This window comes from Bacillus sp. JCM 19034 (assembly GCF_001310635.1).
Taxonomy (GTDB): Bacteria; Bacillota; Bacilli; order Bacillales; family Bacillaceae_D; genus Halalkalibacter.
On sequence record NZ_BAXR01000002.1, the window covers coordinates 492,217 to 516,122 of the forward strand.

Here is a 23,906-nt window from a genome sequence, read left to right on the forward strand (position 1 = left end):
AAATTTTAACCGTAGTTATTTTAGTGGGAACGTTAGGCTTATCATTTTTCGTTGGAAAAGTGATGAAGCGTAATGCTGGATATTAATTGCTTTGTAATAAGGACGCCATTTTTTAAAAAAAGTGGCGTCCTCTTTTTCATTCATAACGATCACTATTATCGTCCTAGCCCCATTGCCCGCTCTGCTTTTTTAACCATCTTAGCGGCAACTTTGTTTGCTTTTTCAGCCCCAAGGTCAAGTATTGCATCTAATTCTTCAGAGTTAATTAGTTCGTTATAACGTTGTTGGATTGGTTTTAACGTGTTGACCACGACCTCAGCTAAGTCTGACTTGAAATCTCCGTAGCCTTTGCCGTCATATTGTACTTCTAAATCCTTAATTTCGATGCCAGAACATAAAGAATAAATAGTTAGTAAATTAGAGACTGCTGGCTTTTATCGCGATCAAACGGATTGAGCTTTCTGTATCTGTGACCGCACTTTTAATTTTTTTTCTAATCGTAGCTTCATCATCAAGCATTGAAATATAGCTTTTCGGATTAGGGTTTGATTTGCTCATTTTTTTGTGGGGATCATTTAATGACATAATCCGAGCTCCAACTTTCGGAATTTTCACTTCTGGGATTGTAAAGATATCATTATGCTTTTTATTAAAGCGTTCTGCTAAATCACGTGTAAGCTCAAGGTGTTGCTTTTGATCTTCTCCAACAGGAACAATGTCTGTTTGATATAGTAAAATATCGGCAGCCATTAGTGGTGGGTATGTTAACAATGCAGAAGAAACAGCCTCTTTTCCTTCTGACTTATCTTTAAATTGTGTCATTCGTTCAAGTTCACCTATGTAAGAAACACATTGCATAATCCAACCTAACTGTGCGTGTGCAGGAACTTCTGATTGTATAAATAAGGTTGATTTATTATGATCGATTCCAACCGCTAAATAAAGTGCAGCTAAGCTTTTAATGTTTTTTCTTAGCTGTAGGCGATCTTGTGGGACTGTTATTGCATGTTGATCAACAATACAAAAATAACAATTAAATTCCTCCTGCATGTCGACAAAATGCTTCATTGCTCCTAAATAGTTACCTAATGTTAATGTTCCGCTTGGTTGTATTCCAGAAAATACTGTTTTCATTATGTCCATCCTTTCTACATTCCATATTCAAATCATAACAAATCCGATTGCAAATGCCTAGAGACAGGCATGAAAACTCTATTTATTGAAACGTTTACGAGCGTTTTTTTGTATATCACCTTTAAACGTATAGACGACCAAAAACGATTAATACTAAGTAAGAAAAGGAAGATGGTTGTTGAGGAGGAAGTTGTTGCTAAACAGATGATGTAATTAGCTAAAAATTGTTACGGACAATAGTTGTAAATGGGATATTAAATCTCTTCTTTTAGTATGAACACGAGTTGTCAGTAACCAAAAGGAAAAAAATAGGTATTAAGCTTATATTGCATGATTTGGACAAATTGGACATACGTTTCATTATAACAGCATTAAGTTGGAGGGGAAGTGTATGTTCAGCCAAAGTAAGCAAATGTATTATCGTAGTGTATTAATTGTTTTATTATGTGTGGTAGGTTACATGTATAGTCAATCTCAGTCTACGTTTCAAAAGTTGGAAGAAGCCGTTGCGAATATGGTCAAGCCAGGTGTGCAAGTTGGTCAACAAGCAAGGGATTTTTCGCTTCGAACTTTATCGGGTCAAGAAGTAGCTTTAAGTGATTATAATGGTAAAGGAGTTGTATTACATTTTTTTGCGACATGGTGTTCACCGTGTCAAGAGGAAATGCCGTTAATAGTTCATTTGAATGATCGCTTAAAAAAGGAAAATAGAGAGCTTGTTGTCGTCAATTTAACGAGTCAGGAAAAAAGTAAGCAAGAGGTAAAGCCTTTCTTAGATTATTTCCGTGCCACATTTGATCCATTGATGGATGAAGAAGGAGAAGTAATGGACTTATATGAAATTATTGGGATTCCGACAACGTTAGTTATTGATGAAGAGGGGATTATTGTCGAACGATTAAATGGGATGTTGTCACAAGACATGATCGATTCTGTAATTTTTAATCACTAATCATTCACAGAGGATAAAGATAAAGAGGAGGGGTGCCTCCTCTTTAAACAATTCCAATTGTCCGCTTTTTAAATTCTTCCTCAATTTTGTGATCTAATCGAGCAAGTAATTTCTTCGCCCGATCATCACTAATTTGACGGTAATGGTGTTTTCCTCCCGGTTCTTCATCAGCCTCATCAGCTAAAGTGACTACACGCTGTAATGGACTAAGTTCGAGCTTGCCACCTGGTAGGTAAGAATCAGTATGAAAAAGAATAGCGAGTGCAATATCCTTAGCTGTCTTAGGGTGTTCACCTAAACGAATAAGCAACTTGTGAGCACGTTCAGATCCTTTTATTGCATGAATATCATATTCTTTGTAAAGATCGTAATCCCACTGTCCATTTCGATACCATGTATAATGGCCAATATCGTGTAAAAAGGCCGCCTTTGTTGCTATATCTGGATCAACATTGTGTTTAAAAGAAAGGCGATAAGCCTGGTAGGCACAAGCAATAGCATGAGCCATGCCTGAGCGTTTAATATATTTTTGTGTAATCGGATGTTCATATATGTCAAGTAACGTGACATGTCTCATACGTATTCCTCCTTAAACTATTGAAAAAAAGTGTATTTTTTCTATTATACAGATTTACATACTCTTTTACAAATTAAATTGTAATGAGACCTCCGCGATATTTCAAATTATGTTATAGTAGTGATAGTAATGAAAGGAGAGTGAGTAGAATATGGCGACCACTCACACATTTACAAAACAAGAAGAAATAGCTAATGCGATCACACACGGTTTAGGGGCGTTGTTAAGTGTTGCTGGACTTGTGTTATTAATCGTTTTTCATCAATATATGGATCTGCACTACACGTAGTAAGTTTTACTATTTATGGTGTAACAATGTTGCTATTATATTTATCATCAACATTAGTGCATGCATTTCCTCCTGGTAAAGTAAAGAATTTATTTGAAATATTCGACCACGCTTCCATTTATTTGTATATAGCTGGAACGTATACGCCTCTATTATTTATCGTCGTTCAAGGAGCACTTGGTTGGGGTTTGTTTGGAGTAATCTGGGGAATAGCGACAATTGGTGTCATCTTTAAAGTGTTTTTTGTGAAGCGTTTTTTAATATTGTCAACAGTCTTTTATATTGCAATGGGTTGGATGGCAATTATTCCAATGAATACGATCGCTTCTAATTTGTCCACAACTGGTATGGTGCTATTAGTAGCAGGTGGAATTTGCTATACAGTGGGTACGATTTTTTATATATGGCGTGGCTTTAAATACCATCATGCAATATGGCATTTATTCGTCCTTGCTGGTTCTATCTTACATTTCTTTATGATTTTACTTCATGTGCTCCCTCTTTCGTAAAGTAGAAAAGAGGGTATGCACACCTTTGGGGGGGATAAGAATGTATATTACGTTAAAGAAATTGGCTGATTTCTTAGAGCTTCCTGAAGCGTATTTAGAACAACAAATACATGAAGGCAATATTAAAGCACTTTTTGATGGTCAAAATTGGCTAGTGAATCAGGATTATTTTCAACGTCATAAGGAACAATTGGATCTTTTAAAAAAACAGTTACTAGCAGAGCTTGAATCACTTCCCGAGGATTGGGATGCTAAAGATGAAGATTAATACATATGCTATAGAATGAAGACAACCATTGAGAAAAGAGTGATATACATGGGGAAAAAATGTTAATTGTCCTCTTTCTAATTGGATTGAACTTGGTAAGTCCTATTATTGTACAGGCAGAGCAAGAAGATGTGGGACAAGTTAAAACGCATTCAACGAAACAGGTTAGTAAAGCTCAATTATCGTTACCGGAAGGTCTATCTCGTTTTACAAGTGGCCCCGATTACGAATTTTCATATCCAGAAGATGGTGTAAAAGGAATTTATGTAACTGGTAATTCAGCTGGAGGAGAACGTTTTAACACATTGCTTGACCTATTGAATGAGACCGACTTAAATTCAATGGTCATTGATATAAAAGATGATCATGGGTATTTAACGTATCGACCTGATGAAGGTTCACCATTTTTCGATATTTCGCAAAATTATATTTCAGATATTGAAGAATTAATGACTATACTCGAAGAACATGAAGTATATCCAATCGCACGTATTGTCGTGTTTAAAGATTCTGTTTTAGCAAAAGAGAAACCCGAATGGTCCTTTGTAGAGGATGGACAAGTATGGGAAAATCGTCGTGGTGAATCGTTTGTAAATCCATTCTTAAAAGAAGTGTGGGAATATAATGTTGAAATCGCTAAAAAGGCAGTACAACTTGGCTTTCAAGAGATTCAATTTGATTATGTTAGGTTTCCTGAAGGGTTTGAAAGGCGAGATCAGGATTTAAAATATTCAGTAGGTGATTATGTTGGGGAAGGTGACAATGTCCAAAAACGAGTCACTGCTGTTACTGATTTTGTTGCTTATGCGAAGGAACAGTTGGAAAAGTATAACGTAGATATTTCCGTCGATATATTTGGTTATGCGGCAACAATTAATGAAGCACCAGGGATTGGTCAAAATTTCTCGAAAATTGCTGAAAATGTGGACGTCATTTCTTCGATGATTTATCCAAGTCACTGGACACCTTATTTTGGAATTGATAAGCCAGATTTATTTCCGTATGAGTTGACAAAAGCGTATGCTGAAGTTGAAAATGAAGTACTAGGTCAGCTAGATGATCCACCGACGTCACGACCATGGATTCAAGATTTTACAGCAAGCTGGTTAGGGACTGGAAATTATAAAACATATGGAAAAAAAGAAGTTGAAGATCAAATTCGAGCACTGTATGAAGCAGATATAAACGAATTTTTACTTTGGAATGCGTCCAATCGTTACAGTGAAGGTGTCAATTATAGTAATCCCTAAAGGATAATGAAGCTTTAAAAGGACAATCTCATCCTTTTAGAGCTTTTTATGTTGTACTGAAGGAAAACAGTATGAATGTGTGTTTTCTGTTTAAAATTGATTTAAACGAGGAATATAGTAAAAGAATTGATTAGCAGGGGGAATCAAACATGAATTGGTATGAGAAATTAAATCAGTATTTTCCAATAGAGGAAATGAAGTCAAAAGAACATATGGAGTTACTTTTAAAAGAAAAAGCTGATATTTATCAAAAAGACGAAGGTCAAAACCATGTTTTAATGTATGTTGAAACAGATGACTTTGTTTTTGTTGATTATTTATTTGTTGCGAAAGAAGCAAGGGGTCAAGGGTTAGGTAAGATGTTAATCCATTCATTGAAGGAAAAAAATAAACCAATCATCCTTGAGGTCGAGCCAATTGATTATGAGGATACGGACTCCCAAAAAAGACAGCATTTTTATAGTCGAGAAGGATTTAAACATGCTAAATCTATTGGGTATCGCAGGAGGTCTTTAGCTACAAACGAAATTAATGAGTTAGAAATATTATATTGGTCTCCGGATGATGAATCAGAAAGAAGTATTTTTGAGAAGATGAAGCATACGTATGAAAATATTCATACGTATAAGGACAAGGAATTATATGGTGAATCCTATCAGGAAGTTCATGATGTACTAACGTACGATGAAACGCTAGAAAAAGTGAAGGAATAATGAAATAATAATTCTAAAAATGAAAAAAAATTCTCAAAAACTTTATAAACATATTTGTTTAAAAAGAAAAATCAGTTATAATATGTTTAGTGGTTCACATATTAGGGTAATAAATAGTGAGCTAATCGATTAAGCTATGTTACGATTGTATGGTTTAGGATGAGACTATTTAAAGTAGCTCTTCGTAGATCTCAAATTTAGTTTAGAAAAGGAGAGGTCATCTGATGGTTACGCTATTAACATCACCAAGTTGTACTTCATGTCGGAAAGCAAAAGCATGGTTAGAAGAACATGATATTCCGTTTGAAGAAAGAAATATTATTACATCACCGTTATCGGTTGAAGAAGTAAAAATATAGTACGAATGACGGAAGATGGTACGGATGAAATCATTTCAACACGTTCGAAAGTGTTTCAAGAGTTAAATGTGGATTTAGAAACACTTCCACTACAAACGTTATTTCAAATTATAAGTGATCATCCAGGGTTGTTACGCCGTCCTATTATATTTGATGAGAAGCGTTTACAGGTTGGCTATAACGATGCTGAAATTCGCCGTTTCTTACCAAGAAAAGTTCGTACATTCCAATTACAAGAAGCACAGCGACTTGTAAATTAAGAAAGAAAGTAGCTCATTTTATCGAGCTACTTTCTTTTTGTCTATTAACTTTATATGCACCAATTACGATAACACTAGTAATGATCAATATTTGAATAAAAATCGTAAAGGTTGGATGACCAACAAATAGTGGTGTTAGCATCGGCTCATGAGTAATCATTCGAGATGCTGTAAAGGCTAAAATGGCAGCACCAAAATAAATGATTATTGGAAAACGGTCAAATATTAATAATATTAATTTGCTCCCCCAGATAATAATTGGTACCGATACAATTAAACCAATCATTACGAGAAGATGATCTCCGTGTGCGGCTCCAGCAACAGCTATGACATTATCAAATCCCATAACTAAATCTGCAATGATAATGGCACGAATTGCTTCCCATAGATTAGCTCCTCCTTTGATTTTATGTTCTTGCTCTTGTTCCGTGAGCAAACTATAGGCAATATAAATAAGTAATGCACCGCCAATTGCCAGTAAAAACGGGATTTCTAACAATTGAACTGCAACAACGGTCAGAGCCATTCGCGTCAACAAGGCAAATAAAATTCCTAATACAATCGCACGGTTTCTGATTTTGGGAGGTAAATGGCGACAAGCTAATGCAACCACAATGGCATTATCACCACCGAGAATAATATCAATTCCTACTATCGTTAATAATGAAAAGAGAAATTCGCTATCCATAAATGCATCATCCTTTTATAACATAAATGTAATCTTCTTCACATATCATTTGTTTTGAGTGTTATTATTGATAATTGTTAAGGGAATGCTTGTCTTTTTTAATTGTATGGCTCGATATTTCATTTTATGTCTGTTAAACTAATGATAGGGATCTAGTAATAAAGAGCATTATAATTTAATATGAAATAGGTGTTAGGATTTTCTTTTTTATTCGTTTTATCATAGAATATAATTTAGAAGGATCCAGTATATTATCCTTTGATCCTTTGTTTATCCTTGATATGATAGAGTTAGTATTGATCTCTATTGGCAAGGAACAATTCGAAAATAGGGGGGAGAGCGAATTATGGATATTGAACGCGTCAATGAAACAACGATTAAGTTTTTTATAACGTATAATGATATTGAGGCTCGAGGTTTTGATCGAGACGAGATCTGGTATAATCGTGAGCGTGGAGAAGAGCTCTTCTTTGAGATGATGAACGAAGCAAGTGATCATGATGAATTTGAACTTGATGGCCCATTATGGATTCAAGTTCATGCTTTAGATAAAGGTCTAGAAATCGTTGTAACAAGAGGTCAAGTTTCCGATGGTAGTGTTAAGCTTGAAATTCCTGTTACCCACGACAAGGATTCAGATGAGCAAACGGTGCTTGATTTGCTTGCAGAAGAAGAGCAACAAGAAGACGAGATAGAGCAACTTGAAATTGTTATTGGATTTAACGATTTTGAAGATGTGATCTCTTTAAGTCACGGAATAGTAGTTGAAGACTTAAACACAGAGTTGCATTTTTTCGAAGGGTCATACTATGTTTATGTACTCTTTAATGATGAACGATATAACGAAGACGAACAAGATGATATTTTAAGTCAAATGTTAGAGTATGGTTATGAATCTGATGTTTCTATTTACCGTATTAAAGAGTATGGGAAAGAGATTGTAGGTACTGATGCATTGAAAGCCATTCGCTCATCATTTGAGCAATAAGTTGACATGTCCCAAAAGGTATATTAGATGACCTGTTGGGGCTTTTTTTAGTCAGATATGTTTCAAGATAAATAAACATGTGTTTTGCTTTACCAGCAAACATTGTACTAAAATAAAACTTATATGGAGAAATTTTTGTGAGTGCTCACTCACCATTTGTATGGGAACATTACCTCACTTTCACCTAATAACTCTCGCATGTAAAGACTCCATACGGACGATGATATATCACTAGTAGGAGATGTATATGAAAACTCGGTTAAATGTGTTTATTTTTTTAATTATTATTATAGCTGCATTGTATATGACAAGGTCCTATTGGGAAGGTTGGATCGTTGGGGCAATAAGTATTGCTTTTACTCTATCTGTTATCTTTATTGCGATAGTTATCTTCTTTGAAAATCGCCATCCGACGACAACATTGACATGGCTTCTTGTATTAGCGGCATTTCCAATGCTGGGCTTCTTCTTTTATTTATTATTTGGACAGAATATTCGAAAAAAACGAACATTTTCAAAGAAAGCGATTAAAGATGAACAAGTGTTCCAAGTAATTGAGGGAGAAAGAACGTTAAAAGTAGAACAATTTAAAAAAATGGGTGAGCACCAAAAGCTGTTATTTCAATTAGCACATCGACTAGGGAAAACACCTGTCTCATTTGCAACCGAGACAAAAGTGTTAACAGATGGGAAGGAAACCTTTGCTCACATTCTTCAATCATTAAGGTTAGCTAAACACCATATTCATTTGGAGTATTATATTGTTAGACATGACAAAATTGGTGAAGAGATTAAAGAGATTTTAATTGAAAAAGCAAATACAGGTGTAGAGGTTCGTTTTCTATATGATGCGGTTGGAAGCTGGCGTCTGGCTCGTTCTTATATTGAAGACTTACGTAAAGCGGGGATTAAGACCGAGGCTTTTTCTCCAGTTAAATTTCCGATTCTCAACCATAAAATTAATTATCGTAACCATCGAAAAATTATTGTAATTGATGGTGTTATCGGCTTTGTTGGTGGACTAAATATTGGAGACGAATATTTAGGCAGACACTCGTATTTCGGTTTATGGAGAGATACTCACCTTTTTGTAAAAGGTGAATCGGTGAGAGATTTACAATTAATCTTTTTGCAAGATTGGTACTATGTTACCAATGAGTCCATTGTAACCCCAACGTATTTGCCGCCAGTTTCTCCTCATCAAAAAGGGGACGGCGGTGTTCAAATGATTGCGAGTGGACCTGATGCTCGTTGGGAAATCAATAAAAAGCTTTTTTCTCAATGATTACATCAGCGAAAAAGTCGATTTGGATTGCCAGTCCATACTTTATTCCAGATGATGATATATTAAGTGCAATAAAAATAGCCGCATTAAGTGGCATTGATGTTAGAATTGTTGTACCAAATCGCCCGGATAAGCGAGTTGTATTTCATGCATCACGTTCTTATTTCCCTGAATTACTTGAAGCCGGGGTTAATATTTATGAATATAAAAGAGGTTTTCTACATAGTAAAGTTCTCATAGTAGATCATGAAATTGCTTCAATCGGAACATCTAATATGGACATGAGAAGTTTTCATTTGAATTTTGAAGTGAATGCTTATTTATATCGAACAAAAAGTGTCAATAAATTAGTCAGTGATTTTATTTATGATTTTGAACATTCAACGAAACTCGATTCTGTTTCGTTTGGGCAACGTTCGTTTTTTATAAAATAATTGAATCGACATCACGGTTATTGTCGCCGTTGTTGTAAATCTAAAGGAACAAAATAGGATTGATCAATTACACAATTGGTCAATCCTATTGCTTTTTAGAAAAGAAAATTAAAAACATTTGCAGGAATAGGGAGCGTTCTTGTCGAAACAAAAATATGATAATTTAAATGGAGGTGTGAAATGTTTACTGCTTCATTAGCAAATGGAACGACAATCTCACTCGTAGATGATTGGCCACTCCAAGAATTAAAGGAACTTCGCAAAAAGGATCAATTTTATTGCCCCGTTTGTAAAAACCCCGTCGTTTTAAAAATAGGACGAAAAAACCACTCTCATTTTGCTCATCATTCAAAACAAGGATGCTCATATTTACCTGAACGAGAAACACACTATCATTTGACAGGAAAACGCGATTTATATGATTGGTTAACGAAACAACATGTTCAAGTTAAGATGGAATACTATCTCCCAATTATTAGTCAACGACCAGACCTTTTATTTCGCTATCAAAATCAACTCTATGCATTAGAATTTCAATGTGCCACGATAGGGATGGATAGTATTGAAAAACGAACTGAAGGCTATATACAACAAGGGATTATACCGTTATGGATTTTTGGAGGTAACAGACTAAAAAGAAATGGGCAGCATCATTTTACGTTACACACATTTGAATGGTTTGCTTCATATGAGCACGAAAAGAAGCGGAACTTAACGTATTATTGCACTGAAGCAAAAGCGTTTAGTCAATTAATTCAACTAACTCCGTATACGTCCCAAAAAGTATTAGCAGGATATAAGGAAACACCGCTTTCGAAAATGACGATTACCACGGTTTTATCTCCAAATACTGAAACTCCTTTTATGATACAACAATGGTTAGCAATTAAAAAGCATTGGCGCTATCAAAACCCCAATCCTTACCCTCGAGCGACAGAACGATATTTCCAGCAACTACATTATAAGCATCGTCTCTCTCCAAGTTTATTTCCGATTGAAGCTGGATGGCCTTCATTGCAATACGAACTTCTTGAAACTTCACCATATATTTGGCAAACCTTCCTCCTATTAGAGTGCCTTCAACATCAACCTATACACCAACCATTTCATAAGCATATTGTTATTCAAACAATGCAAGGCTTAATCAGAAATCGACTATTTCCACAACGAACCTTCTTTCAAATGAACGATTGGACGCTAGCTATTGACGGTTATCTTAATTGGTTAGAGGATATGCGTTATATAAAGAAGCATGATCCATCTCAAATGAAGTATGTTAGGCTTCGTGATGCGATTTATCCAGAAAACGCCAAGCAAGCAATTCAATTAGATCATAAGTGTATGTTTCGCGTAATTGAAAAAAATCGATTATACTTGAATTCTAATTTGAAAAAGGAATTAAACTAAGAAAGTCGAATAAAAATGAAAGGAATCCAAATGGAGGTGCTATTAAAATGAGCAAAGCAGTTAAAAAGCGTGAAGAAATCCCTGTAGAAAAAACGTGGGATTTAGAAGCTATTTATGCAACGAATGAAGAATGGGAGGCGTCCTTTCTATCCATTAAGTCCAAGCTTCCTGGTTTACTAAAAGGAAAAGGAACACTAGGAGATTCACCACAAGCATTATTAGCTGTATTACAAAAGAGTAACGAAATTACCGAAGAGCTCGGTCGATTATATACTTATGCACATATGCGATATGATCAGGATACAACAAATTCCTTTTATCAGGGCTTAAATGACCGGGCAACGAGTTTAGCAGCGGAAGTATCACAAACTTCTTCATATATTGTCCCAGAATTGTTGTCACTTGATAAAGAGGTAATTGATACATTTGTGGAGCAAGAGGAAGGATTACAGCTTTACAAACAAATGTTTGATGAACTAAATCGGGAACGAGATCATGTCTTAACTGAAGCAGAAGAAGCGATTTTAGCACAAGCAAGTGAAGCGGTTAATACCTCCAGCCAAACGTTTGGGATGCTAAATAATGCAGATATGAAGTTTCCTGAGATTACAGATGAGAGTGGAGAAAAGGTAGAAGTTACACACGGACGATATATAACTTTTCTTGAAAGCGATGACCGAAGCGTTCGTGAAGAGGCATTTAAAGCAGTTTATAATACGTATGAGAAGTTTAAAAACACTTTTGCATCAACGTTGGCAGGTCAAGTTAAGAGAAACCGCTTTTATGCAAAGGTAAGAAAATATGATTCGGCTCGTCAAGCTGCATTGAGTAAAAATCACATACCAGAAGTCGTTTATGATCAGCTTGTAGAGTCTGTTAATAAACGGTTAGATTTACTACACCGTTATGTGAAATTACGGAAAAAGGTGCTTGGTGTTGATGAACTACATATGTATGATTTATATACTCCACTTGTAAAAGATGTAGACATGAAGATTCCTTATGAAGAGGCAAAAGAACTCGTTGCAAAAGGTGTTTCGCCGTTAGGTGAGGAGTACGTATCCATATTAAAAGAAGGCTTTGATAAGCGCTGGGTTGATGTTGAGGAGAACGTCGGAAAACGTAGTGGTGCTTATTCTTCTGGAGCATATGGGACAATGCCGTACATTTTAATGAATTGGCAAGATAATGTGAACAATTTATTTACACTTGCACATGAATTTGGGCATAGCATGCATAGTTATTACACTCGGAAAAACCAACCGTATGTATACGGTGATTATACGATTTTCGTTGCGGAAGTTGCATCTACTGTTAATGAAGCACTGTTAAATGATTATTTAGTGAAAGAAACAACGGATCCGAAGAAGAAGCTATATTTATTAAATCATTTTCTAGAAGGCTTTAGAGGAACGGTTTTCCGTCAAACAATGTTTGCAGAGTTCGAACAATTAATTCATGAGATGTCAGAAAAAGGTGAGGCGTTAACACCTGAGCTTCTTTCGGATATATATTATCAATTAAATGAGAAGTATTTTGGTGAGGAATTAACAATTGATAAAGAAATTGCTCTAGAGTGGGCAAGAATTCCTCATTTTTATTACAACTTTTATGTTTATCAATATGCTACTGGCTATAGTGCGGCTGCAGCATTGTCTAAGCAAATTCTTGAAGAAGGAGAACCAGCTGTAACAAGGTATATGAACTTCTTAAAGGCTGGTAGCTCCGATTATCCGATTGAAGTGTTGAAACAAGCTGGAGTAGATATGACCTCATCTAAACCAATTGAGCAGGCACTTGATGTGTTTGAAGAGACATTAGCTGAAATGGAAAAGTTATTGGCAGACGTATAAGCAGGCAATTAAGTAAGACGAATAGCCCTTTAAGGAATAAACGTTCCCTTAAAGGCTATTGGCCTTTTTATATAAGCATATCTTCATCCTTTAAATCCTTTAAAACGTTTACGAGTAGACAAAGGTGAAAGAGTAATCACAATGGAAATAAATAAAAGGGGAGCAGAAATCCAAATAGGGAAAACTTTCATGATGGATAGTAAAAGAAAATAAAAGCTAATGATAATAAATGGAATACCTACTAACAATTTTAGTCGATTCAATGTCGGTCATCCTCCTCCAAGTTTCCTCATAAAAACGATATGCAATAAGCAAATAATTAGAAGTTGAGGAGGAAGAAAGTAAATGTATTACTTTAAGCAGCTTCGTATCCATTTCATTTTGCTCCACATGATCAATTTATTCGTTTCATGTGGAGTGGTGGCAATATTTAAATGTTAGTCGCTTTGAGAAAAAAAGGGACTTAAGGTAACGACCGCCAAAACATTCCATATTTAACTGGGACAGGAATCACTTTTTGTTGGAGCATTAAAGCTTTTAATTTCTTTTCTGCCTCTTGCTCAGTAAGATCAAAAACCACGGCCACTTCAACAGTTGAAACAAAGTCATAGCATTTTAGAAATTCCTCTAAGGAAATCAACGGATTAGGCTCCGGCTTGAAGCCTAGTAAGTCCTGTAATATTCCTTCATAGACATGGTAAGGGTATTTTCCTGTTATTTTAATCCCATCCTCCTCATTATCAACGTTAAAGAAGACAAAGGTTGGAACTAAGTCAACACCCATTTCGTGAGTGGTGTGTATATCACTTTGCAAAGCTTTGACGGCATTTTTTGATTTTAGATCATTTCTAAATTCATCTAAATCTAATTCGGCTAGTTGTGCACACTGAAGTAGAACTTGTTGCTTTGTTATATCTTTTTTTTCAAGGAAAAGTGCTTCACGCATTTTTCTTAAAAAACGTTTACCTGCATGAGGTCCTTGAAGTTCTGCTGCTTTTATTGCAATGGACGCTAAATAAGGAGAATCAAGTTCGTGCTCAAGCCAAAAATCTCCATCACATGACATACCTGATTGTGAAGCAATTTCCTCCCAAGCCTTTGCAAATTCTTGTTTCGTTTTTGTCAGACCTGTTTCTGTTTTTTTGCATGCATTCCAGGCTTCTAATCGTCCTGCTACAAGGAAGCGAATACGAAAATATCGACTGTAATGGACTTGAAGCTTTTTTAAAATCGGCTCGAACCCCCAGCATTCTGCACACAGAGGATCAATAAATGTATAGATTTCAATTGGTTTATGTTGTTTTACTTTCTCGTTAGGATCTAGACCACATATTCCCAGTAGCTGATTACAAGAAGTTGTTTTATCTTTACGGTTCAATGGTCATTCTCCTTTCTATTACGGGTGGTTCACCATATGGTGCGCTGTCATAGTTAATCGTTCTAATATATAATCTCGTATTTCTCCAGACAAATGTACCTCGTCCATAGCTTTCCTCATACATGCTAGCCAGTTTTCGGCTTGCTTTGGAGTAATAACGAAAGGCATATGACGGCTCTTAACATAGGATGACCATGTTCTTCAGTGTATAACATAGGTCCGCCTAGAAATTGAGTTAGAAATTGTTTTTGTTTACGTGCGGTTTCAGTCAAATCATCAGGAAATAAAGGCGAGAGCTCTCTGTGCTCTGCAACATGACGATAAAATGTATCCACAAGCTCGTGTAATTTTTCTTCCCCAATATAATCATACGGAGTTTGTGCCATTTTCATTCTCCTTCTTATAAGCTAGACATAAGTATATATGCTAAAAAGAATAAGTGCCACTAATCTGTTTTTTTCTCATTCTCATTGTTGTTCTTATTTTAGCAAGGTCATCTATTTACAGCAAATAAACTGTTTACAATCAAAAAAAGGATTTGTCGTACAAGGGGATGTTCCTTTTACGACAAATCCTATAACTATTATTGAATGTATGTATTATAGTGTTAAATACGTATTAAATACACGTGGGACATAGCTTTCTGTTTCCTTAAATGGTGGAATACCACCGTACTTATCTACATTACCTGGTCCTGCATTATAAGCTGCCAAAGCTAGCTGAACATTTCCGTTATAGCGATCCAGCATTTGACGTAAGTATTTAGCACCGCCTTCAATATTTTCAGTAGGATCAAAAACATTATTCACGTTAAGCATCTTAGCTGTCGCTGGCATTAATTGCATAAGTCCCGCTGCACCTGCAGGGCTAACCGCTTTTGGATTAAAATTAGATTCATGTTTAATGACCGCATAAATAAGCTTAGGATCCAATTGATATTTTTGGGCTGCTCGATCTATGGAAATTTGGATTTCACTATTATCCACAGTAGTTGGTTTATTTCTATTTTCTATAGCTGGTAAAACTGTTGATGTTTTGTGTTTGATTTCATTTAAAGTAGGGTCTAAAAATAATCCCCGTTGCTGTGTTTTAAGATTTGATTCCATCTGCAGCCGTTCCATTTGTTCCGCTAAAAAAGTAGAAAAATATGATTGCATAATAGTAGGTTGTATTTTTGTTGCTTGTGCATTTGTTGATAATGGTTGTAAAGGTAAGTAGGATGATATGTTCATTATATCCCTCCTTCAGTATAGGTACTTATTTTGATCATATCAAATCATTGTCCCATCGGCAACGAATTATTGACGTTCGTTAATCTCTTTTTGTCTGAAAAATCTTTTGACTTTATTTTCGGTCGGGACCGGTTCAATATCACATTTTCCAAGTAAATCATATAACGTAGTTTTTGCATGCTCATCGTTTTTTCCTTCAAATTCAATTTCGTAATCAACATGGTTAAAGTAGCTACTCCGATCTAAACAAATAGTCCCATCGTTATAAGCAATTTCAATTCGATCAGTTGTCAAGGTTCCTACATATCGAAGCTCTAAAAGTGGAATTTCTAATGTAATAAGCTGTTTTTTTACATCTCCATCTGGTATTTGTTGTTCGTGTTTTTATTTGTAACCACTCATTTTTAGTTAATTTTTGATGGGTTTCAAGCTTCCCAATATAATGTGGTTGTTTTAACGTAAATGTATAATTGTTTTCTTTTTCACGTACACGAAGACCTGCTCCCTTCTCCTTTAATGAAAAAGAAGTTGTTTCAATATAATGATTGTGCTGAGAGACTAGCCGGTCATTTTGTACATTAAAAAAGTGCAATAGTTTATTGAAATTTTCATATGTAAGCATTGATTTTACTTCAATTTCAATCTCTTGGTTCATTTTGACACGCCCTCTATCTATTTACTTATCTATAGTATCTCATAGATTAAAGACAGGTATCAAATAGACATTTCATATCGAATAAAAACGGATTATGGTACACTATTAATGTAAAGAATAGTGTAATACAAGAATGAATGTTGGTGTAATGGAGGTTACATAGATGAAAAAAATATATGTTACTGCAGTTGAAGTTGGAGAACCTACTGTTGTTTTAATAGATGAACCAATTGAATTAAGCTTAGCAAAGGATTTGAACCCTGGAGAGCGGATGTTGGTCGATTCAGATCAGCTTGAGTTTCTTTATATTCTAGAGAATGAAGAGGGCTATTATTATTTGGCTTTCGCTAAACCAATTTGGGAATCGTTGAATAAATTAAGGAAGCAAGAACACCGATGTATTGTACATCTTCATGAAAAAGTTAAATTGGAACTAACGAAGTTTGTTGATGAATTAGAATACTTAGTATCAAATATTGAAGGTAACGGAAATTACGGTGTAGAAATGGAAGAAGCTGTTAGATATATGTTTTTAGATAACGAATGAGTCATTTCGATTGATTTAGAAGCTTTTTAATTAACTGCAATGTTGGGAGCATTTCTGGATTTACTTTTTTAAGAATGATTTATCAAATATTTGGAATATCAAGGGTCTACATAGGAGCGAAGTCTATAAGTTATTATGTCTGTCTTAATGAAATGCTACCTAGTAGTTTTTATGTTTCTTAATCATCGAAGAAGTAGCGAAATGGATGGTGATTAGATGATTAACTGGACAATTTTCTTAACTCCTTATAAGCAGGCGGTTGAAGAATTAAAAGTAAAATTGAGAGGGATACGTCAACAATATCAGCAAACTTCAAAGCATACACCTATAGAATTTGTAACTGGTCGTGTAAAACCAGTTATGAGCATACTTGATAAGGCAGAACGGAAAAATATACCTCTGGATCGGCTTGAAGTAGAAATGCAAGATTTAGCGGGACTCCGCATTGTGACACAATTTGTAGAAGATATAGAAAAGGTGTTATCGTTAATTCGAAGTCGAAAAGACTTTGAAATTGTCGAAGAAAGAGATTATATTAATCATAAAAAGCCTAGTGGTTATCGATCTTATCATTTAGTTATTCGTTATCCAGTTCAAACGATTGCTGGTGAAAAGAAAGTACTTGTTGAATTACAAATCCGTACACTAGCAATGAATTTTTGGGCAACAATTGAACATTCATTAAATTATAAGTACAGTGGAGAAATCCCTGAAGATATAAAAATGAGACTGCAGAGGGCTGCTGAAGCGGCTTTTCTATTAGATGAAGAAGTATCTATTATTCGGGATGAAGTTCGAGATGCTCAAGAAATTCTCACTGCAAAGCAAGAGCAAAGTGGAAAAATGTAGCCAATTGGGAGGGTAAATAATGAAATTTGCTGTAACCTCAAGAGGAGATGACCTATCAAACGATTTACAAAAGAAAATAATTGAACAGTTAGAAAAACACCAGCTCGAGTACGATGAAAATATGCCTAAGCTTGTCATTACGATTGGTGGCGATGGCACATTATTGCAAGCATTCCACGATTACTCGAACCGCCTTGAGGAAACAGCCTTTGTTGGTATACATACAGGTCATTTAGGATTTTATGCGGATTGGGTGCCTTCTGAAGTTGACCGTCTAATTGAAGAAATTGTTTATAATCCTTTTCAAGTTGTTGAATACCCTTTGCTTGAAGTGATTATTTATCAAAATGAACGAGAAAATGAGCGTCATTTAGCATTAAATGAATCGACAATTAAAGGGTTAGGTGGTTCGATCGTAAGTAATGTCGAAATTAAAGGCGATACATTCGAAGTATTTCGAGGGGACGGACTTTGTATTTCAACACCTTCGGGTAGTACAGCTTATAATAAAGCTCTTGGTGGTGCAATTCTCCATCCGTCTCTAGCTTCGATTCAAATTTCAGAAATGGCTTCTATCAATAATCGTGTTTATCGAACAATTGGTTCTCCTCTTGTTTTGCCTAAACACCATGTTTGCTTATTACGACCGTTGAATGAAATAGAAGTGCAAGTAACAATTGATCATTACACACTTGATTATCGTCATATTCACTCACTACAATGCCGAGTAGCCGATGAAAAAATTCGCTTTGCTCGCTTTCGTCCGTTTCCTTTCTGGAAAAGAGTGAAGGAGTCGTTTATACGTGAGTAAGTTTGTTGTAACGTTTACGTGGAAAGTGGAGCGGCACCATCAGAAAGTATTACGTCAATTTTTAAGAGAAGACTGTCAAATGTCGAAAAAAGGGTTAGCTGATATAAAATTTAATGGAGGATTAATTACGGTGAATGGGATTGAAACAACAGTCCGTTCACCGTTGCAATGTGGTGACATTGTGACTGTTGGTTTACCTGCTGAACGTCGAAGTGGGGCACTGGATGTGGAGCATATTCCGCTTTCAATTGTATTTGAAGATGATCATTTTATCGTTATTGACAAAATGGCTGGAATGTCAACGATTCCTTCAAGAGAACATCCAAACGGCTCATTAGCCAATGCTGTATTAGGTTATTATGATCGTATTGGTTTAACAACAACTTTTCATGCAGTTAATCGTTTGGATCGTGATACTTCAGGGCTTTTAATTATAGCTAAACATCGTTTTGCTCATGATCGATTATCAACACTTCAACAAGAAGGAAAAGTAAAACGTAATTATCATGCAATTGTTCAAGGACATGTAAACCAACGAAAGGGAACGATTGATGCACCTATTGGACGTTCTACTGATAGTATCATTACGCGTACGGTGACGAAAAACGGTAAAAGGGCAATTACCCATTATGAAGTAATCATGCATAAACCTCACTATACGTTACTTTCAATCCGATTAGAGACAGGAAGAACCCATCAAATCCGAGTTCATTTTTCTTATATAGGTCATCCGTTATTAGGGGATGATTTATATGGAGGATCGAAGGATTTGATTCTACGTCAGGCACTTCACTGTAGTAAAGTGACATTTCTCCATCCATTTACGGGTAAGGAAGTTGAGGTTCATTCACCATTATCGGAAGATTTGGCAAGTCTTATATCTACCGACTTTTCTTAGAAAATAAGGCTAGTCTAAGTAGGAGAAGTAGGATTTTGGAAAGAGACCCGCCTCCACACGATATTTTCGAGATAAAACTGCGATTTTCTCGAAAATAATGTGGGGGCGTAAAATATGTAAAATGGCTCCGAGTTTATCTCATTCTGTTATTTCAATTGTTTCGATGACTTGTTCAGCAAGGAGTTCATCATCCGTGTTATATAGTTTAACTGTAATTTGATTTTTTAATTCATTTGTCGTAATCGAGTCAACTTCAATAATATCTGAGGAAATCGCATAGCTTTTCCCGCCATCAATTTGAAAAAATTCTGGTTCACCGTCACGATTGGCAAAAAGCAATGATTCCTGACCACCTAGCTTTTCTTGTATAGAATCCGAGAAAGCAAAGATTGCATATAGTTCAGGGCTTGGTAGCTGACCATCGTTTTCAAAGCGCACATACATACTAAAGCGAGTCTCTTCCTCATTTAGAAAGATTCGTGTCTGTTCATTGTCAATGACTATTGATAATTGTGGTCCACATCCTGCTAGGAAAAAGCTTAGCAGGCTAAAGATTAACGCTCGTTTCATGCAAACACCTCTATTTCTAAGTATCAAATGTTCTAAATTTTTCTTTTTGGAAAGGCTGTTCGGATGGAACTTGAACAACCTCCATTTCTGGGTATCGTAATGCAGAAAGGGCACCACCGAATACACATCCTGTATCAAGATTGACAGTATGGTTGAAAAACCGTACTTCCTTTGTCGGGGTATGGCCGTAGACGATCCATTCACTTCCGTGGTGGTGCAATGCCCAATCTCGCCGTACTGGAGTTCCATCAGGATTTGTCTCACCAGTAATATCGCCATATAAAACAAAAGATTTTATTCTCTTATTTCGTTTACCGATATCACTTGTGCGAATTCCTGCATGAGCAATAATGAGCCTACTTTTGTCTAGTATATGATAAAGTGGAGATTGATCAACTAATTGCATAAATTGTTTCTTAATTTGTTGAAATTCGAATTTGGTTAATGCGTTAAGCTCTGCTACCGTTGTTTCAAGCCCGTGCTTGATTTGGACATTGCGGCCAATAAAATAACGGTAGAGCTTGTCACAATGATTCCCAGGTACATAGTAAGCTTGATCTTGTTGGACAAGCTCATAGACTAAACGGATAACATCAAGCGATCGTGGACCACGATCAGTTAGATCCCCAACAAATGCTAACTTTCGTGATTCTGTTTTATGTACAAAGCCATTTTGTTCTTGTTCATAACCTAATTTCTTTATTAATAGGATTAATTCATTGTAGCAGCCGTGGATATCACCGATAATATCAATATTCATGTGAGCCTCCAATGATATGAATTTACGTGAATAGAAAACGTACCATAAGAAATTCTTAATAACCATCATAGCCTATCTGTTTATAAGTGTGCAAATACCTGTAAATTTCTAATCATTCAAGATTTGATCATGTTAGATGATATATACAATAGAGTAGAATAAAGGAGGGTTATGACAACATGTTAGAGCCTGTAACAAACCCAGTGTTAATATTTGCAATAGCGATGGCGATTTTTTTAATTGCCCCTATTATCATGAGAAAACTTCGTATACCTGGTATTATTGGGCTTATTTTTGCAGGAGTTATTGTTGGTCCCAATGGCATCGGTATATTAGACCGTGATCCAACGATTGTCTTATTAGGCACGGTCGGTTTATTGTATATAATCTTTATTGCCGGTTTGGAAATTGATTTAGAAGGATTTAAAAAATATCGTAAACGTAGTTTAACGTTTGGTTTTCTTTCGTTTAATTTACCATTTATATTAGGGTGTATTGCGATATTATACTATGGTTATCCGTTAGCAGCTGCTATATTACTTGGTTCCTTACTTGGCTCACATACGTTATTAGCTTATCCGATTGCGAGTCGTTTAGGAGTGGCGAAAAATAAATCAGTTACGATGGCAGTGGGCGGGAGTATTATAACTGACACGCTCGCATTATTAATATTAGCTGTAGTAGCCGGATCAACACAAGATGCTTTAACCGTTGAATTTTGGTTAACTCTCTTACTTTCAATGGCTATTTACGTTGCGGCAATTTTCCTTATCATCCCGATTATCGCTAAGTTTTTCTTCCGCTCTTATGGCAGTGAAGGAACGTTAGAGTTTGTTTTTGTCATGACGGTTTTGTTCGTTTCGGCTTATTTTGCTACAGTGGCTGGTCTCGAACCAATTATTGGAGCTTTTTTAGCAGGTCTAGCTTTAAATCGGTTTATTTTTGAGCAAAGTCCACTAATGAATCGAATTAAATTTATCGGAAATGCAATTTTTATCCCGTTTTTCCTCTTATCTGTCGGTATGTTAATGGATTTAAGAGTTTTGTTTCTTGACCCAAATGCATGGATCATTGCGTCTCTTGTCATAACACTAGTTATTGCTGGAAAGTTTGGTGCTGCATGGATTACAAAGAAAATTTATCGTTACTCAAATGAGGAGTTGTGGTTAATGTTTGGGTTAACGATTCCGCAAGCTGCTGCAACCCTTGCTGCGACGCTTGTTGGTTTCGATCTTGGGTTATTTGATAAAGCGACTGTAAACGCTGTAATTGTTATGATTTTAGTTACATGTATGATTGGACCTTATTTAGTAGAAAAGTATGCTCGTCGTCTCGTTTTAAAAGAATCACAAATGCCTTATGAACCAACCAATGCACCACAACGTGTGATGATCCCCATAGCGAACCCTCATACGTTAGAGTCACTCATGGATTTAGCATTTATCGTGAGGGAATCAACATCAGAGTCGCTGTATACATTGTCGGTTGCAAGAAGTAGTGATGAAGATTCATCGTCTCAAGTGGTTGAAGCAGAAAAGCTATTAGGTCATGCTGTACAATATGCTGCAGGGGCTGAAGTACCGATCCACATGTTAACACGTGTTGATCCAAACATTGCAACTGGAATTGTTAGAGCAATTGAAGACACACGAATCACAAATGTTGTCATAGGTTGGAATGGTAAACTGTCAACACCTCAGAAAATATTTGGTGGCGTACTCGATCAACTTCTAGAGCGTACTTCACAAATGGTTTTAGTATCGAAATTAGAGCAGCCACTCAACACGACGAAACGAATTGTCATATTAATACCTTCTGGCTTTGATCATAAAATAGGCTTTTATGAACCGATCAAAGTTGCCAAGCGGATGGCTAATCAAATTGGTGCAACCATTGCTGTCTATGTGATGAAAGATGAAGTTCAGCCTTATCAAAAAGGATTTCAAAAAGTGAAGCCAGATGCTCAAGTAACGATAACGAAGCTTGAGTCGTGGCATGAATGGAATGAAGAGTACTTACCTAAATTAAAAAAAGATGATATCGTTATCGTCTTCAGTGCGAGAAGAGGGACGATTGCTTGGCATCCGCAACTTGAACTCTTACCGCGAGTTTTAGCTAATGCTACATCAAAAAGCTTTATTATGGTGTATCCAACAGAAGAGAATAAGGTTAGCTCCCGTGGAACGAGAGGATTGGATGTGCCGAAAACGTTTCTTTCCAACAAATCATATGATTAATATTACAGAGAAGCTTTGATGATATGTACCATAGGCTGTCCGAAAAAGGTCTTCTTTTGACTAATTTGGACAGCTTTTATCTGTATTTGGACACACTTCGCAGGAATGGGAAGCTGAATTCATTACAACTATAAGTGAAGTGTATAATTCTATCTTAATATCTGCTATACTTATTAGTACTAGGTATTAAGAACAACTAATAACGGAGGAGATAAAATGATTCAATTTTCTTTAGAAGACCGCACATTTGTTGTAATGGGAGTAGCGAATAAGCGTAGTATCGCTTGGGGCATTGCTCAATCGCTCGCGAAAGCTGGGGCTAGACTAATTTTTACATATGCAGGTGAGCGTTTAGAGAAGAATGTCCGCAGTTTAGCAGAAACATTGGAGCGCTCAGATCACCTTATTTTACCTTGTGATGTAACAGATGATGCTGAAATTGAGAAAACCTTTTCGCAAATTAAAGAAGAAGTTGGCACTATTCATGGGATTGCTCATTGTATTGCGTTTGCAAATAAAGAGGAGCTTGAAGGTGAGTATTTGAATACGACCCGTGATGGCTTTTTGCTGGCACATAATATTAGTGCTTATTCATTAACAGCTGTTGTTAAAGCAGCTCGTCCAGTGCTTTCAGAAGGTGGAAGTATTTTAACATTAACGTACTTAGGTGGAGAAAAAGTCGTTAAAAATTACAATGTAATGGGAGTAGCGAAAGCATCTCTTGATGCAAGTGTGAAATATTTAGCTAATGATTTAGGTAAAGAAAATATTCGTGTAAATGCCATTTCAGCAGGTCCTATTCGTACACTTGCTGCAAAAGGAATTGGTGGCTTCAACGATGTATTAAAAGAAATTGAAGAACGTGCTCCCCTTCGTCGGACAACTACTCAAGAAGAGGTTGGAGATACGGCGTTATTTTTAATGAGTGATTGGTCGAGAGGGATTACAGGCGAGATTCTTCACGTAGATAGCGGTTATAATATCGTTTCACTATAATGCCTAA

23 protein-coding genes and 5 pseudogenes are annotated in these 23,906 nt (G+C 35.9%); 17 read left to right on the plus strand and 11 right to left on the minus strand.

Annotated elements, in window-relative coordinates; translation table 11 throughout:
- Positions 1-155: 155 nt before the first annotated feature.
- A pseudogene (trpS, locus tag JCM19034_RS05910) lies at positions 156-1,137 on the minus strand (tryptophan--tRNA ligase).
- Positions 1,138-1,203: 66 nt separating this feature from the next.
- Between trpS and JCM19034_RS21620 the strand changes: the two are divergent.
- Together JCM19034_RS21620 and JCM19034_RS05915 are read left to right on the plus strand one after the other, a co-directional pair.
- Positions 1,204-1,347 (plus strand): hypothetical protein, encoded by a 144-nt coding sequence (locus JCM19034_RS21620; protein WP_156323893.1) that lies wholly within the window; start codon positions 1,204-1,206, stop codon positions 1,345-1,347.
- 178 nt (positions 1,348-1,525) lie between these two features.
- Positions 1,526-2,086, plus strand: a complete 561-nt coding sequence (locus tag JCM19034_RS05915) for a redoxin domain-containing protein (RefSeq protein ID WP_062048054.1) — start codon at positions 1,526-1,528, stop codon at positions 2,084-2,086.
- Positions 2,087-2,129: 43 nt separating this feature from the next.
- On the opposite strand, the gene JCM19034_RS05920 is transcribed toward JCM19034_RS05915, so the two are convergent.
- On the minus strand, positions 2,130-2,663 hold the full coding sequence (locus JCM19034_RS05920) for an HD domain-containing protein (protein ID WP_062048057.1): 534 nt from the start codon (positions 2,661-2,663) through the stop codon (positions 2,130-2,132).
- A 151-nt stretch (positions 2,664-2,814) separates the two neighbouring features.
- Between JCM19034_RS05920 and JCM19034_RS05925 the strand changes: the two are divergent.
- The 5 genes and pseudogenes from JCM19034_RS05925 (at position 2,815) to spxA (ending at position 6,311) form a co-directional block, all read left to right on the plus strand.
- Positions 2,815-3,461 (plus strand): annotated as a pseudogene (locus JCM19034_RS05925) (hemolysin III family protein).
- Between the two features lie 40 nt (positions 3,462-3,501).
- Positions 3,502-3,729, plus strand: a complete 228-nt coding sequence (locus tag JCM19034_RS05930) for a hypothetical protein (protein ID WP_062048058.1) — start codon at positions 3,502-3,504, stop codon at positions 3,727-3,729.
- Between the two features lie 59 nt (positions 3,730-3,788).
- Positions 3,789-4,979, plus strand: a complete 1,191-nt coding sequence (locus JCM19034_RS05935; protein ID WP_062048060.1) for a putative glycoside hydrolase — start codon at positions 3,789-3,791, stop codon at positions 4,977-4,979.
- A gap of 149 nt (positions 4,980-5,128) precedes the next feature.
- Positions 5,129-5,692: an N-acetyltransferase gene (locus JCM19034_RS05940; protein ID WP_062048062.1), complete on the plus strand. Its 564-nt coding sequence runs from the start codon at positions 5,129-5,131 to the stop codon at positions 5,690-5,692.
- Between the two features lie 224 nt (positions 5,693-5,916).
- A pseudogene (gene spxA / locus JCM19034_RS05945) lies at positions 5,917-6,311 on the plus strand (transcriptional regulator SpxA).
- Positions 6,312-6,324: 13 nt separating this feature from the next.
- Here the strand turns inward: spxA and JCM19034_RS05950 are convergent.
- Positions 6,325-6,999 (minus strand): TerC family protein, encoded by a 675-nt coding sequence (locus JCM19034_RS05950; RefSeq protein WP_062048065.1) that lies wholly within the window; start codon positions 6,997-6,999, stop codon positions 6,325-6,327.
- A 346-nt stretch (positions 7,000-7,345) separates the two neighbouring features.
- Here JCM19034_RS05950 and mecA point away from each other — a divergent pair, with 346 nt between their 5' ends.
- The 4 genes and pseudogenes from mecA (at position 7,346) to pepF (ending at position 12,966) form a co-directional block, all read left to right on the plus strand.
- Positions 7,346-7,987 carry an adaptor protein MecA gene (gene mecA / locus JCM19034_RS05955; protein WP_062048067.1) on the plus strand — a complete coding sequence of 214 codons (642 nt, stop codon included), beginning with the start codon at positions 7,346-7,348 and terminating at the stop codon, positions 7,985-7,987.
- Between the two features lie 247 nt (positions 7,988-8,234).
- Positions 8,235-9,744, plus strand: a pseudogene (gene cls / locus JCM19034_RS05960) (cardiolipin synthase).
- 142 nt (positions 9,745-9,886) lie between these two features.
- Positions 9,887-11,113: a competence protein CoiA gene (locus JCM19034_RS05965; protein WP_062048069.1), complete on the plus strand. Its 1,227-nt coding sequence runs from the start codon at positions 9,887-9,889 to the stop codon at positions 11,111-11,113.
- Between the two features lie 47 nt (positions 11,114-11,160).
- A complete protein-coding gene (gene pepF, locus JCM19034_RS05970; RefSeq protein WP_062048071.1) occupies positions 11,161-12,966 on the plus strand; it encodes an oligoendopeptidase F in 1,806 nt (601 codons plus the stop codon).
- An 83-nt stretch (positions 12,967-13,049) separates the two neighbouring features.
- Here pepF and JCM19034_RS05975 read toward each other — a convergent pair whose 3' ends face one another.
- From JCM19034_RS05975 to JCM19034_RS23965, 6 genes and pseudogenes are all read right to left on the minus strand, one after another.
- On the minus strand, positions 13,050-13,229 hold the full coding sequence (locus tag JCM19034_RS05975) for a hypothetical protein (RefSeq protein WP_062048073.1): 180 nt from the start codon (positions 13,227-13,229) through the stop codon (positions 13,050-13,052).
- 200 nt (positions 13,230-13,429) lie between these two features.
- Positions 13,430-14,344: a ClpXP adapter SpxH family protein gene (locus tag JCM19034_RS05980; RefSeq protein ID WP_062048074.1), complete on the minus strand. Its 915-nt coding sequence runs from the start codon at positions 14,342-14,344 to the stop codon at positions 13,430-13,432.
- Positions 14,345-14,362: 18 nt separating this feature from the next.
- Positions 14,363-14,736: pseudogene (locus tag JCM19034_RS05985) on the minus strand (globin).
- Positions 14,737-14,943: 207 nt separating this feature from the next.
- Positions 14,944-15,576 (minus strand): lytic transglycosylase domain-containing protein, encoded by a 633-nt coding sequence (locus JCM19034_RS20875; protein ID WP_082393774.1) that lies wholly within the window; start codon positions 15,574-15,576, stop codon positions 14,944-14,946.
- Positions 15,577-15,642: 66 nt separating this feature from the next.
- Complete coding sequence (locus JCM19034_RS23960; protein ID WP_082393776.1) at positions 15,643-15,945, minus strand: CYTH domain-containing protein; 303 nt, start codon at positions 15,943-15,945, stop codon at positions 15,643-15,645.
- Positions 15,860-16,231 (minus strand): CYTH domain-containing protein, encoded by a 372-nt coding sequence (locus JCM19034_RS23965; protein WP_062048079.1) that lies wholly within the window; start codon positions 16,229-16,231, stop codon positions 15,860-15,862. Before JCM19034_RS23965 ends, JCM19034_RS23960 begins: the two co-directional genes overlap by 86 nt.
- Before the next feature lie 163 nt (positions 16,232-16,394).
- Between JCM19034_RS23965 and JCM19034_RS06005 the strand changes: the two genes are divergently transcribed.
- From JCM19034_RS06005 to JCM19034_RS06020, 4 genes are all read left to right on the plus strand, one after another.
- Positions 16,395-16,778 carry a hypothetical protein gene (locus JCM19034_RS06005; RefSeq protein ID WP_062048081.1) on the plus strand — a complete coding sequence of 128 codons (384 nt, stop codon included), beginning with the start codon at positions 16,395-16,397 and terminating at the stop codon, positions 16,776-16,778.
- A gap of 216 nt (positions 16,779-16,994) precedes the next feature.
- Complete coding sequence (locus JCM19034_RS06010) at positions 16,995-17,627, plus strand: GTP pyrophosphokinase family protein (RefSeq protein WP_062048083.1); 633 nt, start codon at positions 16,995-16,997, stop codon at positions 17,625-17,627.
- 19 nt (positions 17,628-17,646) lie between these two features.
- The gene (locus tag JCM19034_RS06015) at positions 17,647-18,438 is read left to right on the plus strand and encodes an NAD kinase (RefSeq protein WP_062048087.1); all 792 of its coding nucleotides are present in this window, start codon (positions 17,647-17,649) and stop codon (positions 18,436-18,438) included.
- On the plus strand, positions 18,431-19,336 hold the full coding sequence (locus tag JCM19034_RS06020) for an RluA family pseudouridine synthase (RefSeq protein ID WP_062048090.1): 906 nt from the start codon (positions 18,431-18,433) through the stop codon (positions 19,334-19,336). The genes JCM19034_RS06015 and JCM19034_RS06020 overlap by 8 nt, the downstream gene beginning before the upstream one ends.
- A gap of 138 nt (positions 19,337-19,474) precedes the next feature.
- On the opposite strand, the gene JCM19034_RS06025 is transcribed toward JCM19034_RS06020, so the two are convergent.
- On the minus strand, positions 19,475-19,906 hold the full coding sequence (locus JCM19034_RS06025; RefSeq protein ID WP_062048092.1) for a hypothetical protein: 432 nt from the start codon (positions 19,904-19,906) through the stop codon (positions 19,475-19,477).
- 16 nt (positions 19,907-19,922) lie between these two features.
- Positions 19,923-20,666, minus strand: a complete 744-nt coding sequence (gene prpE, locus JCM19034_RS06030; protein WP_062048094.1) for a bis(5'-nucleosyl)-tetraphosphatase PrpE — start codon at positions 20,664-20,666, stop codon at positions 19,923-19,925.
- Between the two features lie 179 nt (positions 20,667-20,845).
- Between prpE and JCM19034_RS06035 the strand changes: the two genes are divergently transcribed.
- Together JCM19034_RS06035 and fabI are read left to right on the plus strand one after the other, a co-directional pair.
- Positions 20,846-22,903 carry a cation:proton antiporter gene (locus tag JCM19034_RS06035; protein WP_062048096.1) on the plus strand — a complete coding sequence of 686 codons (2,058 nt, stop codon included), beginning with the start codon at positions 20,846-20,848 and terminating at the stop codon, positions 22,901-22,903.
- A 219-nt stretch (positions 22,904-23,122) separates the two neighbouring features.
- Positions 23,123-23,899 carry an enoyl-ACP reductase FabI gene (gene fabI / locus JCM19034_RS06040; protein WP_197276354.1) on the plus strand — a complete coding sequence of 259 codons (777 nt, stop codon included), beginning with the start codon at positions 23,123-23,125 and terminating at the stop codon, positions 23,897-23,899.
- The last annotated feature ends 7 nt before the right edge of the window (positions 23,900-23,906 follow it).